12 protein-coding genes and 1 pseudogene are annotated in these 13,943 nt (G+C 66.5%); 8 read left to right on the top strand and 5 right to left on the bottom strand.

Annotated elements, in window-relative coordinates; genetic code table 11:
- The first annotated feature begins 67 nt into the window (after positions 1–67).
- On the top strand, positions 68–781 hold the full coding sequence (locus tag ACZLZQ_RS11430; RefSeq protein ID WP_472949466.1) for an HAD family hydrolase: 714 nt from the start codon (positions 68–70) through the stop codon (positions 779–781).
- A gap of 199 nt (positions 782–980) precedes the next feature.
- Positions 981–1,441: pseudogene (locus ACZLZQ_RS11425) on the top strand (L,D-transpeptidase).
- 22 nt (positions 1,442–1,463) lie between these two features.
- Here the strand turns inward: ACZLZQ_RS11425 and ACZLZQ_RS11420 are convergent.
- The gene (locus tag ACZLZQ_RS11420; RefSeq protein WP_472932820.1) at positions 1,464–2,144 is read right to left on the bottom strand and encodes a Crp/Fnr family transcriptional regulator; all 681 of its coding nucleotides are present in this window, start codon (positions 2,142–2,144) and stop codon (positions 1,464–1,466) included.
- A gap of 124 nt (positions 2,145–2,268) precedes the next feature.
- Between ACZLZQ_RS11420 and ACZLZQ_RS11415 the strand changes: the two genes are divergently transcribed.
- Positions 2,269–4,518 carry an ice-binding family protein gene (locus ACZLZQ_RS11415; RefSeq protein WP_472949465.1) on the top strand — a complete coding sequence of 750 codons (2,250 nt, stop codon included), beginning with the start codon at positions 2,269–2,271 and terminating at the stop codon, positions 4,516–4,518.
- A gap of 61 nt (positions 4,519–4,579) precedes the next feature.
- On the opposite strand, the gene ACZLZQ_RS11410 is transcribed toward ACZLZQ_RS11415, so the two are convergent.
- Both ACZLZQ_RS11410 and ACZLZQ_RS11405 read right to left on the bottom strand, forming a co-directional pair.
- Positions 4,580–5,485: a DMT family transporter gene (locus ACZLZQ_RS11410; protein ID WP_472949464.1), complete on the bottom strand. Its 906-nt coding sequence runs from the start codon at positions 5,483–5,485 to the stop codon at positions 4,580–4,582.
- Positions 5,486–5,691: 206 nt separating this feature from the next.
- Entirely contained in the window at positions 5,692–6,072 is a 381-nt protein-coding gene (locus tag ACZLZQ_RS11405; RefSeq protein WP_472949463.1) for an RcnB family protein, read from the bottom strand.
- A gap of 276 nt (positions 6,073–6,348) precedes the next feature.
- Here ACZLZQ_RS11405 and ACZLZQ_RS11400 point away from each other — a divergent pair, with 276 nt between their 5' ends.
- Positions 6,349–6,771 (top strand): hypothetical protein, encoded by a 423-nt coding sequence (locus tag ACZLZQ_RS11400; protein ID WP_472949462.1) that lies wholly within the window; start codon positions 6,349–6,351, stop codon positions 6,769–6,771.
- A 65-nt stretch (positions 6,772–6,836) separates the two neighbouring features.
- Here the strand turns inward: ACZLZQ_RS11400 and ACZLZQ_RS11395 are convergent, their stop codons facing one another.
- Positions 6,837–7,295: an Lrp/AsnC family transcriptional regulator gene (locus ACZLZQ_RS11395; protein ID WP_472949461.1), complete on the bottom strand. Its 459-nt coding sequence runs from the start codon at positions 7,293–7,295 to the stop codon at positions 6,837–6,839.
- Positions 7,296–7,427: 132 nt separating this feature from the next.
- Here ACZLZQ_RS11395 and alr point away from each other — a divergent pair, with 132 nt between their 5' ends.
- From alr to ACZLZQ_RS11375, 4 genes are all read left to right on the top strand, one after another.
- Entirely contained in the window at positions 7,428–8,576 is a 1,149-nt protein-coding gene (alr, locus tag ACZLZQ_RS11390; protein WP_472949460.1) for an alanine racemase, read from the top strand.
- A 21-nt stretch (positions 8,577–8,597) separates the two neighbouring features.
- Positions 8,598–9,851 (top strand): D-amino acid dehydrogenase, encoded by a 1,254-nt coding sequence (locus ACZLZQ_RS11385; RefSeq protein WP_472949459.1) that lies wholly within the window; start codon positions 8,598–8,600, stop codon positions 9,849–9,851.
- Positions 9,852–10,152: 301 nt separating this feature from the next.
- The gene (locus ACZLZQ_RS11380) at positions 10,153–11,796 is read left to right on the top strand and encodes a flagellin N-terminal helical domain-containing protein (protein WP_472932830.1); all 1,644 of its coding nucleotides are present in this window, start codon (positions 10,153–10,155) and stop codon (positions 11,794–11,796) included.
- Between the two features lie 224 nt (positions 11,797–12,020).
- The gene (locus ACZLZQ_RS11375; RefSeq protein ID WP_472949458.1) at positions 12,021–13,250 is read left to right on the top strand and encodes an MFS transporter; all 1,230 of its coding nucleotides are present in this window, start codon (positions 12,021–12,023) and stop codon (positions 13,248–13,250) included.
- A 258-nt stretch (positions 13,251–13,508) separates the two neighbouring features.
- Here the strand turns inward: ACZLZQ_RS11375 and ACZLZQ_RS11370 are convergent, their stop codons facing one another.
- Positions 13,509–13,772 (bottom strand): DUF2934 domain-containing protein, encoded by a 264-nt coding sequence (locus ACZLZQ_RS11370; protein WP_472949457.1) that lies wholly within the window; start codon positions 13,770–13,772, stop codon positions 13,509–13,511.
- Between the last annotated feature and the right edge of the window lie 171 nt (positions 13,773–13,943).

Genomic DNA, 13,943 nt, shown 5'->3' with positions numbered 1-13,943 from the left:
AACGCCTGGAGAAAGTTGCCGGGCCCCGGCGCCCACCAGAGGCAGGACCGGTCGACAGGATGAGAGCATGAGAGAGATTTCCGGCGTGTTGTTCGACAAGGACGGCACGCTTCTCGACTTCGAGGCGACCTGGGGACCGGCGACGGCAGCGGTGCTCGGTGAACTCGCCGGCGGCGACGCCGCGTGCCTTGCCGACATGGCGGCGGCGGCCGGCTTCCTGCCGGCAACGCAGCGCTTCACCGCGACCTCGCCGATAATTGCGGGCGCGACGAGCGACTTCGCACCGCAATGGGCCGCAAGGCTGGGGTTCGCGCATGACGATGCCTTCGATGACCGCGTGAACACGCTCTACCGCAAGGCAAGTCTTGCCTCGCTCACCGGCTATGACGACAACGCCGAAGCGCTTGCCGCCCTCCAGCAGCGCGGCATCGCCATCGGCCTTGCCACCAATGACTCCGAGCAGAACGCCCGCGCGCATCTTTCCGCGCTGGGGATCGAGCAATGGTTCGGCTTCGTGGCAGGCTATGATTCAGGCCATGGCGCCAAGCCCGGCCCCGGCATGGTGACGGCCTTCGCCCGGCATGTTGGCGTCGCGCCGTCTGCGATCGCCCTGGTCGGCGACTCCACCCACGACATCGATGCCGCCCGGGCCGCCGGCGCGCTCGCCATCGGCATCGCGCGCACCGAGGCGGCTGCAGAGGCCCTCGGCACGCATGCCGATCACCGCGTGGACGATCTCAGCGCCTTGCTGGCTCTCCTCGGCACGCCGTCTGAGGACTGATCTTGGGATGCCTATGCCCGGCCAGATGTCCTGCGGGCATCACAGCTGCGGCGAAGAGTTTGCTTTTCAGCCGCGCCCGGCCCATGTGGAGGGCTCCCGACCGCACGACGGCCGCGGAAACTCCCACAGAAACCGGTTCCGTTTGCCTCTCCGCTCTTCCCTCGTAGCGCTCGGCCTGTCGGCAGCCTTGCTATTGGCGATCAGTGCCGACGCGTCCCGTGCCGGCGAGCGCGTCACGTTCGAGGATACCGGCATCGCCCGCGGCACCATCGTCATCCACACCACCGAACGCCGGCTGTTCTTGCTGCTGGGATCCGGCAAGGCGATGGCCTATCCGGTCGGCGTCGGACGGGCGGACCGGCAGTGGACGGGCCTGTCGTCGATCACCGGCAAGTATGTCCGTCCCAACTGGGCGCCGCCGGCCGCGGTGAAGCGCGACAGCCCGAACCTTCCCGACATGATCCCCGGCGGCGCGCCGAACAACCCGCTCGGCGTTGCCGCCCTGACGCTCGCCGGCGGCGAATACGCCATTCATGGTACGAACAAGCCGAACTCGGTTGGCGGATTTGTTTCCTACGGCTGCATCCGCATGACAAACGAGGACATCGTCGACCTCTACGACCGCGTCGCGTCGGCACGCCGGTGATGGTCCAGCGCTAGGGCGCTTGGCGGCGCGCCCGGATCAGAGTTCCAGGCTGCCCTCGGACGAGCGGTCGTAGAGGATCACGGTCAGCAGCGAGGGATGGACCTCCAGCGTCTCGCCATAGCTGATGAAGCCGAGCCGGCGGAACTTGTTCATGAAGAAGCTGACCCGCGAGCGGGTCGTGCCGATCATCTCGGCAAGCGTCTCCTGGCTGACCTTGGCGACCACCGCCGAGGAGTTGCCGTCAATGCCGAAGTTCGCCAGCATCATCAACGTGCGGGCCAGCCGCTTCTCGCTGGAATTGAACATCTGGTCGATCAGGCTCTCCTCCACCCGGATCGTCCGGCGCAGGAGATAGGCAACGAAGAACTCGGAAAACACCGGCTCGGTCTGAAGCAGGCGGGCGAACACGGCACGGTCAATCCGGATGAGATCGCAGTCGGTCATGCCAGCAGCGGTCGCCATCCGGTTGGGCTGACCCGCAAGACACCCCTCACCGCAAAACTCCCCGACGTTCAAGATAGCAACGACGGCATCCTTGCCTTGCTGCGAAACGACGGACAGCTTTACCTGTCCGCGCGAGATGAAAAAGATCGTGTCGGCGACCTCGCCCTGCACGAAAATTCTCTCGTTCTTTAAAAATTTTGCTGGATTCTTAGCCAGACCGGCTTGGACTAGAAAATTCTTCACATCAAAATCGTCCGGCAAAATATCTTGCACGTTACGACCTCCCGAAAATGTTAACCTAGACTCTCGGAAAATTATTTCGAGTGAGCAATTTTGCTCAGACGAATCTAAAAGGAAATTTAAAAAAGACAGGAATTACTACGTCTTGGAGCAGGGCATGCGCAGAAATTCAGTAAAAAAACTTGGTATGGCAGGATTGGTTCCACTTGCCGTGGCGGCAGGTTTTTCGAGTGTCGCGCAGGCGGAAGATCTAACGAGCTTTGCCATTCTCGCCGGATCAACGGTGACGAACACCGGTCCGAGCGTCATCACCGGCAATATCGGCCTCAGCCCCGGCACCGCCGTCACCGGCTTCTTCTCGCCGGGCATCGTCACCGCGCCCTACAGCATCTTCATCAATGACGGCGTCGCGGTGCAGGCGCAGATCGATCTTGTCGCCCAGTACACCGATCTCGCCAACCGGCCGGCGACCCGCAACCTGACCGGCCGCGACCTCGCCGGCCTGGTTCTGGCACCCGGTGTCTATTCCTACGACACCTCCGCCCAGCTGACCGGCACGCTGACGCTCGACGCCCAGAACAATCCCAATGCGGTCTTCGTGGTGAACATCGGCAGCACGCTGACCACCGGCAGCGCCTCGCGCGTCGCGCTGATCAATGGCGCGCAAGGCGCCAACGTCTTCTTCGTCGTCGGCAGCTCGGCAACGCTTGGCACCGGTTCGGTCCTGTCCGGCCAGGTCCTTGCGCTGACCAGCATCGCGCTGAACACCAGCGCCAGCATCAACTGCGGCGCGGCGCTCGCCCGCAACGGCGCCGTGACGCTCGACACCAACACGATCTCGGTCTGCACCGCGACGACGGCGCCGATCGCGCCGATCGTGTCGCCGACGACGCCCGTCGTGACCGTCCCGGCGGGAACGCCCGTCACCACCACCCCCGACGGCACGCCAGTGGTCACCTTGCCCGACGGCACCCCCGTCACCGTTCCCGCGGGCACACCCATCGTCACCGCGCCCGACGGCACACCGGTCGTCAGCACGCCGGTGGTCGTCCCCACACCCGTCGTCGTCACGCGGCGCGCTACGCGCAACGAGCTTGCCGTCGCCCGCGGCATCGACAATGCGGTCCGCCGTGGCGGCCGGCTGCCGCTGGTGTTCGCGCTCCTCACGCCCAACCAGCTGCTGGACGTGCTGGGCCAGTTGACCGGCGAGATCGGCACCTCTGTGGCACCCGCCGGCCGGGAGGCGATGAACTCGTTCCTGACCCAGATCTTCGACCGCCTCAACGGCGACCGCGGCCCGTTCGGCGATCGCCCCGGCGCCCCCGGCGGCCCTCGTGGCCCTGGCCCCGACGGCGGAAACGCACCGCCGGAGGACGATGGCCTCATCCCGGCCAACGAGCGCTTCAACAGCCAGCAGCCGACCGGACCGTCGCCGACGATCCGCGCGCTCGGCTACGGTCCTGGCGACGCCGCGCCGCTCGGCGCGATGGCGACGCTGCAGTCGCGCGAGCCGCTGCTGCCGCTGACACGGCCAGATCCCCGGCTCTGGAGCGCGTGGATTTCCGGCTATGGCGGCACGACGTCGACCGACGGCGACAACCGCATCGGCAGCCATGACCGCGACATCAACACGGCGGGCTTCGCCGGCGGTATCGATTACCTCATTGATCCCGACACGCTGGTCGGCTTCTCGATCGGCGGCTCGAACAGCCAGTTCGATCTTTCCGGCGGCAACGGCTATGGCAGCATCGATACGGTGAGTGCCGCACTCTACGGCCGCAGGAACTTCGATGCGGCCTACGTGTCGGCGGCTCTGGCGGCCAGCTACAACGACGTCTCGACCGAGCGGAGCGTCATCATCGGCGCCATCGACCGGTACAGCGCGGACTTCTCCGCCTACGACGTCGCCGCGCAGATCGAGGCGGGCTACCGGTTCGACCTGCCGGACTTGATCGCCTTGCCCGGCTCGGGTTGGGTCACGCCTTACGCCTCGCTGCAGGTGCAGACCTTCTTCACGCCCTCCTACAGCGAGACCACTTCGGCCAGCGGCGCGCTGTTCGCGCTCGACACCTCCTCCGATCAGACGACGTCCACCCGCACCGAACTCGGCGCGCGCTTCGGCCGGAGCATCGTGCTCGACGACACCGCGATGCTGGCGCTTCGGGGCCGGCTGGCCTGGGCGCACGACGAAGGCGAGGACGCTGAATCCGATGTCAGCTTCCGGGCGCTGCCAGGCTCGAAGTTCCGCGTCGAGGGCGCTGACGACAGTGGTGATGCGCTGCTCGCCTCGGCCGGGGCAGAGGTCCGCTTCACCAACGGCTTTGCCGTTGCTGGCTTCGTCGACAGCAAGCTGTCGGGGGACAGCCAGAGCTATTCCGGAACGGGACGGCTGAGCTACAGCTGGTAAATCGCCGGCAGCGAACCTTACACCGTCGGCGGCGAAGGCTGCCGGCGGCCTTCTGGCCGCATCAATCGGCGGCCATGGCCGGAGCCCGACGGGAATCGGCGTGCTCGCGCCAGATCAGCACGAGGCTGGAGGCGACGATGACCAGCGCGCCCGCCACCACCTGCAGCGTCGGCACATCGGCCCAGACGAGATAGCCGTAGAGAAAGGCCCAGACGAGGCCGGTATACTCGACCGGGGCCACCGCCGAGGCCGGCGCGAACCGGAAACCCTCGTACAGGAAATACTGGCCGAGCCCGCCGGCGAGCCCGAGCCCTGCCAGCATGGCGAGATCCGCTGCGCCCGGCGTGACCCAGACGAAGGGCAGCATGGCGAGGGTGGCGAGGACGAACAGGATGTTGCTGACGACCATCTGGTTGGTGGTCGACTCGGTGCGGCTGATCATCCGCACCAGGATGACGCTGAGCGCCCAGCAGCCAGCGGCGAACAGCGCCGACAGCGCGGGGTAGAGCACGAGATCGCCGCCCGGATCGGCCGCAAGCACCACGCCGGCGAAGCCGGCGAGGACGCAGACCCAGCGAACCGGCGTCACCTTTTCCTTGAGGATCAGCACCGACAGAACCACGACGACGATCGGCGCGGCAAAGTAGATCGTGGTGAGCTGGGCAAGACCGAGATCGCGGGCGGCTGAATAGAAGCACAGCCAGGCGACCAGCATCAGCCCGGCCCGCACCGCGAGGGCGCGCTTGTTGGGGCTGTGGGCGACGGCCCGAAGACCGGACCGGCCGCCGATGGCGAGCGCCATGGCGATGATGATGAGGCTGCGGAAGAACAGCACCTGCGGCACGGCATAGGTGGTGACGAGGAGCTTCACCAGCACGTCCTGCACCGAAAACAGGCTGTAGCCGAGGGCGCAGTAGCCGATCCCGCCGAGACGGCGGGCGGGGTCGTCTTGTATGGCGGCGGTCAAGCAAGGCTCCCTGCACCTTTCGGCGGGGGAGCCGGGCATGTCCGACCCCTTGCGTCCGATTCGGCGGGCCTCACGGCCAGCGTTCAGAGAGATGCCATTCCGATACCGGCAGGAGAAGGGGTCTTCTCGCCACGGTTGAGGCGGGCGCATGAAAAAGGCCGCCGTCATCCTCTGATGACGGCGGCCCGCATGTCGTTTCGGCGGCTTTACCGGCCGGCGATGATGCTGGCGATGACGCCGCTGGTGATGCCGACGAGGATGTAGGTGTTGTCGACCTTCACCCAGCGCTGGTTGCGGCCCGGCGCGCGCAGGCCGTAGCGCTTATAGTCGCTGACGCGGGTGCCGCCGCGCTGGTAACGGCCGCCCTGCTTCATCCAGGCCGGGCGACGCGACTGACGGACTTCCTTGCGGCTCTGACGAACCTCGCGCTTGCTGTCGCGGACGTCGCGCCGGTCCTCACGCAGCTCGCGCTTGTCCTGGCGCAGTTCCTGAACCTGCTGGCGGCTCTGGGCGGAGGCCTCGACTGCGGTCAGCACCGGCGCGGCAAAGAAGGAGAGGGCAAGGGCGACGATGAGCGATTTCTTCATGGGAGGTGGTTCCTGTGGGAGCGCCGGAAAGCTCGGCGCCGCTGTTTCGATGAGGGGACCATGGACCTCAGGAGATGAACGCGGGGTGAGGATGACATTACGATATCGTAAGTTTTGCTGACGAGTGCGGTGGAGTCGCGCATTGGTTGCCGGAGGCGGCTCACTGCCGGCTCGCCGATGCTGCGAAAGCGAGCCTCGCGGAGCCGGCAGGACAGTTTCAGGCAATGGTGTCGCGCGAAGGTTGTGCTTTCGAAGGGCATCCATGCGAGGGGGACCATGACCAGCAAGCCAGGCTCGACCGTGGTCGGCGTCGGCCGCAAGGGTGCGTGGGAGATTCTCGAGGCGCCGCCGCCTGCGCCGGTCCTGTCGCTGCCACGCCTGTCGAACGACGAGGTGGTCGCGATCTTCAGCCCGGACAGCCCGCCAATGTCGGCGATCAAGCTGGTCTGGGACAATCCGGAGAAGCTGGACCTCGAGAAAATGCGCCAGCGCCTGCAGGAACTGGCCCGCATCCTCCGCGCCAAGCCGCTCAACGACAGCATCGACGTGATGATCGCCGCCGTCGACGTCGCCATCGCGCAGATCGAACGTGATCCGGCCGGGCTGACGCTCGAACAGGCGCGCGCGCTGCGCACCGCTGCCGAACAGCTGCGCCATCTCATCGCCGGCGGCGCACCTTTCGCCAACAGCAACGGCTGACGGCAGCGGAACACAGGCGATGAGAATTGCCCCTCGCCGGCCGTGACAGAACGGCAAGCCTTTCCTCAGCCAGGGCGGCGCGAGATGCCGACCTTGCGGATGGTGAAGTTGGACTGGATGCGCGACACGCCCGGCAGCCGCGAGAGCACGTCGGTATGTATGCGCTCGTAGTCGCCAAGGCTGCGCGCCTCGACCTTCAGCAAATAGTCGGCGGACCCGGTCATCAGGTAGCATTCGAGGATCTCGCCGCATTTGCGCACGGCCGCCTCGAACTTGCGCAGAAACTCCTCGGTCTGCCGCTCCAGCGTGATCTGGATGATGATCACGGTGGCGTCCTCGGGACCCGGCAGATCGATCAACGCGGTATAGCCGCGGATGACGCCGCTGTTTTCCAGCGCACGCAGCCGGCGCAGGCAGGTCGAAGGCGACAAGCCAACGGCCTCGGCAAGCTTCGCATTGGTCATCCGCCCATCGACGCTCAGCTGGTCGAGGATCCGGCGGTCCGCTTCGTCGACGAGGGCCATGGCAGAATTCTCCAAACAGACGGTGTTTAACGCCAACGAGGCGCCAAGATTGGCAGAACCTGCGATTGTTCGGCGTGAAATGCCAGGATGGAGCCAATAGCGTAGGAGCTGGAATTCATCCAGGAGTGCGCGATGGCCGTCGACGACCAAGCTCTTGCCGAAACGGCCGGGAGCCTTGCCGGAAGCGGTGAGGATTGTCGCACCGCGGGCGGCGTTTTGCGCGTCGATGCCGATGCGGTGGCTGACAACTTCCGGCGTCTTGAGGCCAAGGTCGGTGCGGGTCGCTGTGCCGGCGTGGTGAAGGCGGACGCCTATGGTCTCGGCGTCGATGTCGTCGTGCCCGCCCTCGTCGATGCCGGTTGCCGCGACTTCTTCGTGGCGCAGCTGAACGAGGCGCTGGCAGTGCGGCAGATCCTGCCGCTGCCGGCGCGGATCTTCGTCCTCAACGGGCTGGTGCCCGGGGCGGAGGAGGCTTGCGCGGCCGCCGGCATCATCCCCGTCGCCAACCATTTCGGCCAGGTCGCCGCCTGGGCCGCCCTCAGCCGGCGTACCGGCCAGCGCCTGCCGATGGCGCTGCAGCTGGACAGCGGCATGTCGCGGCTCGGCCTGTCCTTCGACGAGGTCACGCGTCTTGCCGCCGAGCCCGGCCTGCTCGCGGCGGTCGACCTGCAACTGGTGATGAGCCACCTCGCCTGCGCCGACCAGCCGGACCATGCCGCCAGCCGCGAGCAGCTGGCCGCCTTCGATGCCGCCCGGGCGCTGCTGCCGGCGGCCCCGGCCTCGCTCGCCAACTCCGCCGGCATCTTCCTCGGCGACGAATTCCACCTCGACCTCTGCCGGCCGGGCGCGGCGCTCTACGGGATCAGCACCGGCCCCGCCTCCCCGCGCCTTCGCCCGACGGTCGCGCTCTCCGGCCGGGTCGCGCAGGTCCGGGAGATCGAGGCCGGCCGCCATGTCGGCTACGGCTACGCCTTTCATGCAACGAGACCGATGCGGCTCGCGACGATCGCGGTCGGCTATGCCGATGGCTGGCCGCGGCATCTCGGCGATGTCGGCGCGGCGTTCTGGGGCGATGCGCGGCTGCCGATCGTCGGGCGGGTGTCGATGGACAGTTTCGTCGTCGACCTCGCCGCCACTGGCAACGCGCCGCCGGTGCCGGGTGACTTCGTCGAACTGATCGGCGAACATCAGAGCGCCGACGACGTGGCCGAGGCCGCCGGCACCATCGGCTACGAGATCCTCACCCGCCTCGGACACCGTTTCCACCGCATCACCGCCTGATCCTCTCCCGGAGCGCCTGCCATGCAAGTCCTGATCCTCGGTGCCGGCGTCATCGGCGTGACCTCCGCCTACGAACTGGCGAAAGCCGGGCACGAGGTCACCGTCGTCGACCGCCAGCGGGCGCCGGCGCTGGAGACGAGCTTTGCCAATGCCGGCGAGATCTCGCCCGGCTACGCCTCGCCCTGGGCCGGGCCGGGCGTGCCGATGAAGGCGCTGAAATGGCTGTTCATGCGCCATGCACCGCTGGTGCTGCGGGCCAATCCCGACCCGAAGATGTGGCTCTGGATGGCGCAGATGCTGCGCAACTGCACGGCCGAGCGCTACGCGGTGAACAAGGGGCGCATGGTGCGCGTCGCCGAGTACAGCCGCGACCGGCTGATCGCGGTGCGCGCCGAGACGGGCATCGCCTATGACGAGCGCACGCGCGGCACGCTGCAGCTGTTCCGCACGCAAAAGCAGGTGGACGGCACCGCCGGCGACATCGCCGTGCTCCGGGACTACGGCGTGCCCTACGAGGTGCTCGACGCCGACGGCTGCATTGCCGCAGAGCCGGGCCTTGCGGGCGTGCGCTCCCTCGTTGCCGGCGGGTTGCGCCTGCCGAACGACGAGACCGGCGACTGCCACATCTTCACCCAGCGCCTCGCCGCCGAGTGCGAGCGGCTCGGCGTCACCTTCCGGTTCAACACCTCGATCGAGGCGATCGAGGCGTCCGGCGGCAGCGTGACGGGGGTGCGCACCGACAAGGGCATGATGACGGCGGACACCTACGTGCTGGCGCTCGGCAGCTATTCGCCGCTGCTGACGCGGGCGCTTGGCTTCGCGCCGCCGGTCTATCCGGTGAAGGGCTATTCGATCACCGTGCCGATCGCCGATGCTGCGACGGCGCCGGTCTCCACCATCATGGACGAGACCTTCAAGGTGGCGATCACCCGGCTTGGCGACCGGATCCGCGTCGGCGGCACGGCGGAGCTGTCGGGGTTCAACTCGGCGCTCTCGCCGGCGCGCAAGGCGACGCTGGTGCAGTCGCTGACCGACTTCTTCCCGACCGCGGGAAACGTCGAGGCCGCGACCTTCTGGACCGGCATGCGGCCGATGACGCCGGACGGCACGCCGGTGATCGGCCGCTCGCCGGTGGAGAACCTCTTCCTCAACACCGGCCACGGCACGCTCGGCTGGACCATGGCCTGCGGCTCGGCCCGGGTGCTCTCGGACATCGTCTCGCAGAAGAAGCCGGACATCCAGACCGACGATCTCGACCTGTCGCGCTACGGCTGACGCGCACGGCCCCCCTTTGGCCATACGGGACGACGGACAGATCGCTCTCCTCGCCTTGGCGGCAACGCTTCTCCAGCGTGAGATCCGGCGTGACCCGCCGTGCGATGCACAGCGCAAATATGCACGTCAAAAGACGCTGAATGCTGCGCGGCAACTTTCATTAGCAGATTATTCAAATTTGATCGTTAGCTTCCTACGTGAAGCAGCGCAACGACCGGAGACCCCGGCGGCGCAGGCATGAAGCCGATGTTTCAGACGGTTCGCCGTCATGTCCCACGTATCTCCTTACGGGACTAAACCTATGACCTCGATCAATTTTAACGTTGCCGCCACCACCGCTCTCCGTACCCTGCAGCAGACCAACAGCGCCCTCGAGACGTCGCAGAACCGCGTCGCCACCGGCCTGAAAATCGGCGAAGCCAAGGACAGCGCCGCCTACTGGTCGATCTCGACCACCCTGAAGTCCGACAACAAGTCGCTCTCGACCGTCAAGGACGCACTGAACCTCGGCGGCGCCACCGTCGACGTCGCCTACCAGGGCCTCAACAAGACCCTCGAAGTCGTCAACGAGATCAAGTCGAAGCTCACCGCCGCCACCCAGGACGGCGTCGACCGCGTTGCAATCCAGTCGGAAATCACTCAGCTGCAGAACCAGCTGAAGTCGATCGCGACCTCGTCGAGCTTCTCCGGCGAAAACTGGCTGTCGGTCAATTCCGGCGTCTCCGGCTACACCGCGCAGAAGACCGTCGTGTCCTCGATCAACCGCGACCTCGCCGGCAACTTCTCCATCGGCACCATCGACGTCGACACCAGCTCGTTCGCGCTGATCGACGGCTCGGCCAATGCCGAGGGCATCCTCGACGCCGGCAAGGTCGGCAACTCGCTCGTCGGCGGTCTGGCCTCGATGTCGGCGAAGGTTTCCGGCACAGCCACGAACGGCACGTCGACCCAGGCCGTGGCTTTTGCCTACACCGCTGGCTCGGGCGCCGGTTTCGACAAGACGGCTGAGACCTTGGCTCTGACGATCAGCGTCGACAGCTCGAACTTCGCGTTCACGATCACCGACTCCAACAGGTTCGACACGATCGGCGAACTCGCCAACGAGATCAACCAGCGTCTCGGCTCTGCCGGTACGGCGAGCGATGTCGGCGGTTTCCTGACGATCAAGAGCGCCACCACCGGTGCAACGTCGATCGTCGACGTCACCGCCGCAACTTTCACCGGCACGGGCGCGACTCTTTCGACCCTTGCTGGCGTTGCGACGAACACCGGTGTCGTCGGCACGGCGACAGCCGCGACCACGACCATGTCCGGTTCCTTCGGCACGACGCCGATCGTCCTCGACAATAATGACTCGCTCACCTTCCAGCTCGAGCTGAACGGCGCCGCGTCCAAGACCATCACGGTCAACCGCGACACCATCACGTCCGCCCTCGGCACTGCTTCCGCCGGCCGGATCACCACCGCTTCTGAATATGCTTCGGTTCTGAACAAGGCCATTCAGGGCGCTGGCTTCACGACGCTGACCGCCGACGTCGCCGGTAGCAACATCCGCCTGACCAGCACGGTTCTAGGTGCCAACTCGGACATCCGCATCAGCTCGGTGACCCCGAACAAGGGCACCAGCATCCTGAACCTCGACGTCACCAACGCCACCGACGTCGATCTCGCTAAGTACCTCAACGTCGTCAACGACGCCGCGATGTCGGTCACCACGGCCGCCTCGACCCTCGGTGCCGTCTCGGCGCGCGTCACGCTGCAGAATACCTTTGTCGACACCCTGATGGACACCATCGACAAGGGCGTCTCCGGCCTCATCGACGCCGACCTGTCGGAAGAGTCGACGAAGCTGCAGGCCCTGCAGACCAAGCAGCAGCTGGGCATCCAGGCGCTGTCGATCGCCAACTCCTCGACCCAGAACATCCTGGCGCTCTTCCGCAGCTAATCCCTGCGCGAAAGGCTCTGAGACCGCACCTCCCGACCGCTCACGCGGCCGGGGGGTGTTTTCGCTTGCGGTCCGGGCAGTGGTTCGCAGCAGCCCGGGCCTCGACAAGTCGGCCGGGAACGCTCACAGCAGCGGTACGACGCAATGCTTCCCTTGCCGCTTCCGCTCGAAGGCCTGCCGCCACGCTCGAGGCGGCGGCCCGGGAGTTTCATCCCGGAAGGTCCATGTCGGACAGCACCCTCCCCCGCATCGCCCTCCCCCGCATCGCCCGTGGCACGCCGGCTTTCTGGAAGGCCAACATCGCGCTCTTCCTCGGGGCCATGTCGGTCTTCGCTTTGCTCTACTCGGTCCAGCCGCTGCTGCCGCTGTTCAGCGAGGAGTTCGGGCTCAGCGCCGGTGCGAGCTCGCTGTCGCTCTCGGTGACGACGGCGGCACTGGCCGTGGCGCTGCTCCTCGCCAGCTGGGTCGCCGACCGGTTCGGCCGCAAAATCCTGATGGCGGCCTCGCTGGTGGCCGCGGCCCTCCTTGGCCTGCTCACGGCCGCGGCGCCGGACTGGTCGCTGGTGATCGCCGGCCGGCTGTTCACCGGCTTTGCACTCGGCGGCGTGCCGGCGGTGGCGATGGTCTATCTGTCGGAGGAGATGGAGCCGGAGGCGCTCGGCTTCAGCATGGGGCTCTATATCGGCGGCAACGCCCTTGGCGGGATGGCGGGCCGGCTGTTCGTCGGCATTCTGGCGGACCACACCTCCTGGCGGGTGGCGCTGACGGCACTGTCAGTCTTCGTCATCGCCAGCACCGTCGCCTTCTGGCTGCTGCTGCCGGCCCCCCGCCATTCCGTCAAGAACCGCTTTGGCCCAAGAACCTTCGCGCAGCTGATCACGGTGCAGTTCAAGGATTCGGCCTTGCCCTGGCTGTTCGCCGAGGCCTTCCTGATCATGGGCGCCTTCGTGACGCTTTATAACTACGCTGGCTTCCGGCTGGTCGCGCCGCCCTACGCCCTCAGCCACAGCGCGATCTCGGCGATCTTCGTGATCTACCTCATCGGCACGGCGAGCTCGACCTGGATCGGCGCGCTGGCGGGGCGGCTCGGGCGGCGCAAGGTGCTCTGGCTGATGGTGGTGGTGCTGCTCCTCGGCATCGCCATCACCTGCGCCGAACCGCTGCCCTGGATCATCATGGGCCTCGCGGTCGCGACCTTCGGCTTCTTCGGGGCGCATTCGGTGGCGAGCAGCTGGGTCGGACGGCGCGCACGGACCGGGCGAGCGCAGGCCGCAGCGCTCTATCTCCTAGGCTACTACCTCGGCTCGAGCACCATCGGCACGCTCGGCGGCTTTGCCTGGAATGCCTATGGCTGGGGCGGCGTCGTGGCGGTTGCCGGAATGTCGGCGGCAGGCGCGCTGGCCGTCTCGCTCCATCTCGCCCGGGTCATGCCGCTGGCGAAGCTGTCACCCTAACGTCGGCGCACGAAAAAGCCGCCTGGAGATGTCTCCGGCGGCTCCGCGTCTCTTTCGAGAATGTGCGACCCTCAACTCCAAACTCGCCAGTACATCCGTGGTCGGCTTGGAGCTAGAAGATCTCGGCGCATTCGACCGGTTTCCCGGGATGCCCTGCACCACCATTAGATGGATAGGCCTGTTGGCTTGCGCAAGGCTGTCCTCGCACAAATCGCACTGGGCGCGAGGCTCGGCCGTTCCTTAAATCCATCCAGGCTTTCAGCCTTTGGCGCTGCGGACGCCGTCGACCTTATCCATCTCGGCCGCACTCACGCCGCCCAGCTGGCTCTCGCGGCTCTCATCCTCCGGCCCGACTTTCACGCGTTTGCCGATAACCGGCTCCGGCGATGCCGGCGGCGTCCCCTCGATTTCACGAGACGCCTGCGCCCAGAACTCGTGCTCGCGGCCCATGGGGCGACCGGCGAGTTCCCAGAGGATATAGGCGCGATCGCGAACGGCGGCGTCGTTGTCGACAGGAGACATATCAAATTCCCACACTTGCAGAGTTCAAGTCGGCCAATAACGTTTGAGCACGCCCTTCGATCCTCGCATGTCGGCGTGCTCAGTGGATAATATTCGGACCATCGACTGTTTAGCCGGGAGAACCTTGCCATGAAAGCGCCCGATGCGATCGCCAAATGCGCGCCCGGATCA

This window comes from Mesocryomonas lacus (assembly GCF_055730105.2).
This window is presented reverse-complemented; position numbering and strand designations above follow the sequence as displayed.

Excerpts from the sequence above, each read along its gene's own strand:
- ACZLZQ_RS11430 (WP_472949466.1), top strand. The coding sequence starts at position 68 with ATGAGAGAGATTTCCGGCGTGTTGTTCGACAAGGACGGCACGCTTCTC.
- ACZLZQ_RS11415 (WP_472949465.1), top strand. The coding sequence starts at position 2,269 with ATGCGCAGAAATTCAGTAAAAAAACTTGGTATGGCAGGATTGGTTCCA.
- ACZLZQ_RS11405 (WP_472949463.1), bottom strand. The coding sequence starts at position 6,072 with ATGAAGAAATCGCTCATCGTCGCCCTTGCCCTCTCCTTCTTTGCCGCG.
- ACZLZQ_RS11400 (WP_472949462.1), top strand. The coding sequence starts at position 6,349 with ATGACCAGCAAGCCAGGCTCGACCGTGGTCGGCGTCGGCCGCAAGGGT.
- ACZLZQ_RS11395 (WP_472949461.1), bottom strand. The coding sequence starts at position 7,295 with ATGGCCCTCGTCGACGAAGCGGACCGCCGGATCCTCGACCAGCTGAGC.
- alr (WP_472949460.1), top strand. The coding sequence starts at position 7,428 with ATGGCCGTCGACGACCAAGCTCTTGCCGAAACGGCCGGGAGCCTTGCC.
- ACZLZQ_RS11385 (WP_472949459.1), top strand. The coding sequence starts at position 8,598 with ATGCAAGTCCTGATCCTCGGTGCCGGCGTCATCGGCGTGACCTCCGCC.
- ACZLZQ_RS11380 (WP_472932830.1), top strand. The coding sequence starts at position 10,153 with ATGACCTCGATCAATTTTAACGTTGCCGCCACCACCGCTCTCCGTACC.
- ACZLZQ_RS11375 (WP_472949458.1), top strand. The coding sequence starts at position 12,021 with ATGTCGGACAGCACCCTCCCCCGCATCGCCCTCCCCCGCATCGCCCGT.
- ACZLZQ_RS11370 (WP_472949457.1), bottom strand. The coding sequence starts at position 13,772 with ATGTCTCCTGTCGACAACGACGCCGCCGTTCGCGATCGCGCCTATATC.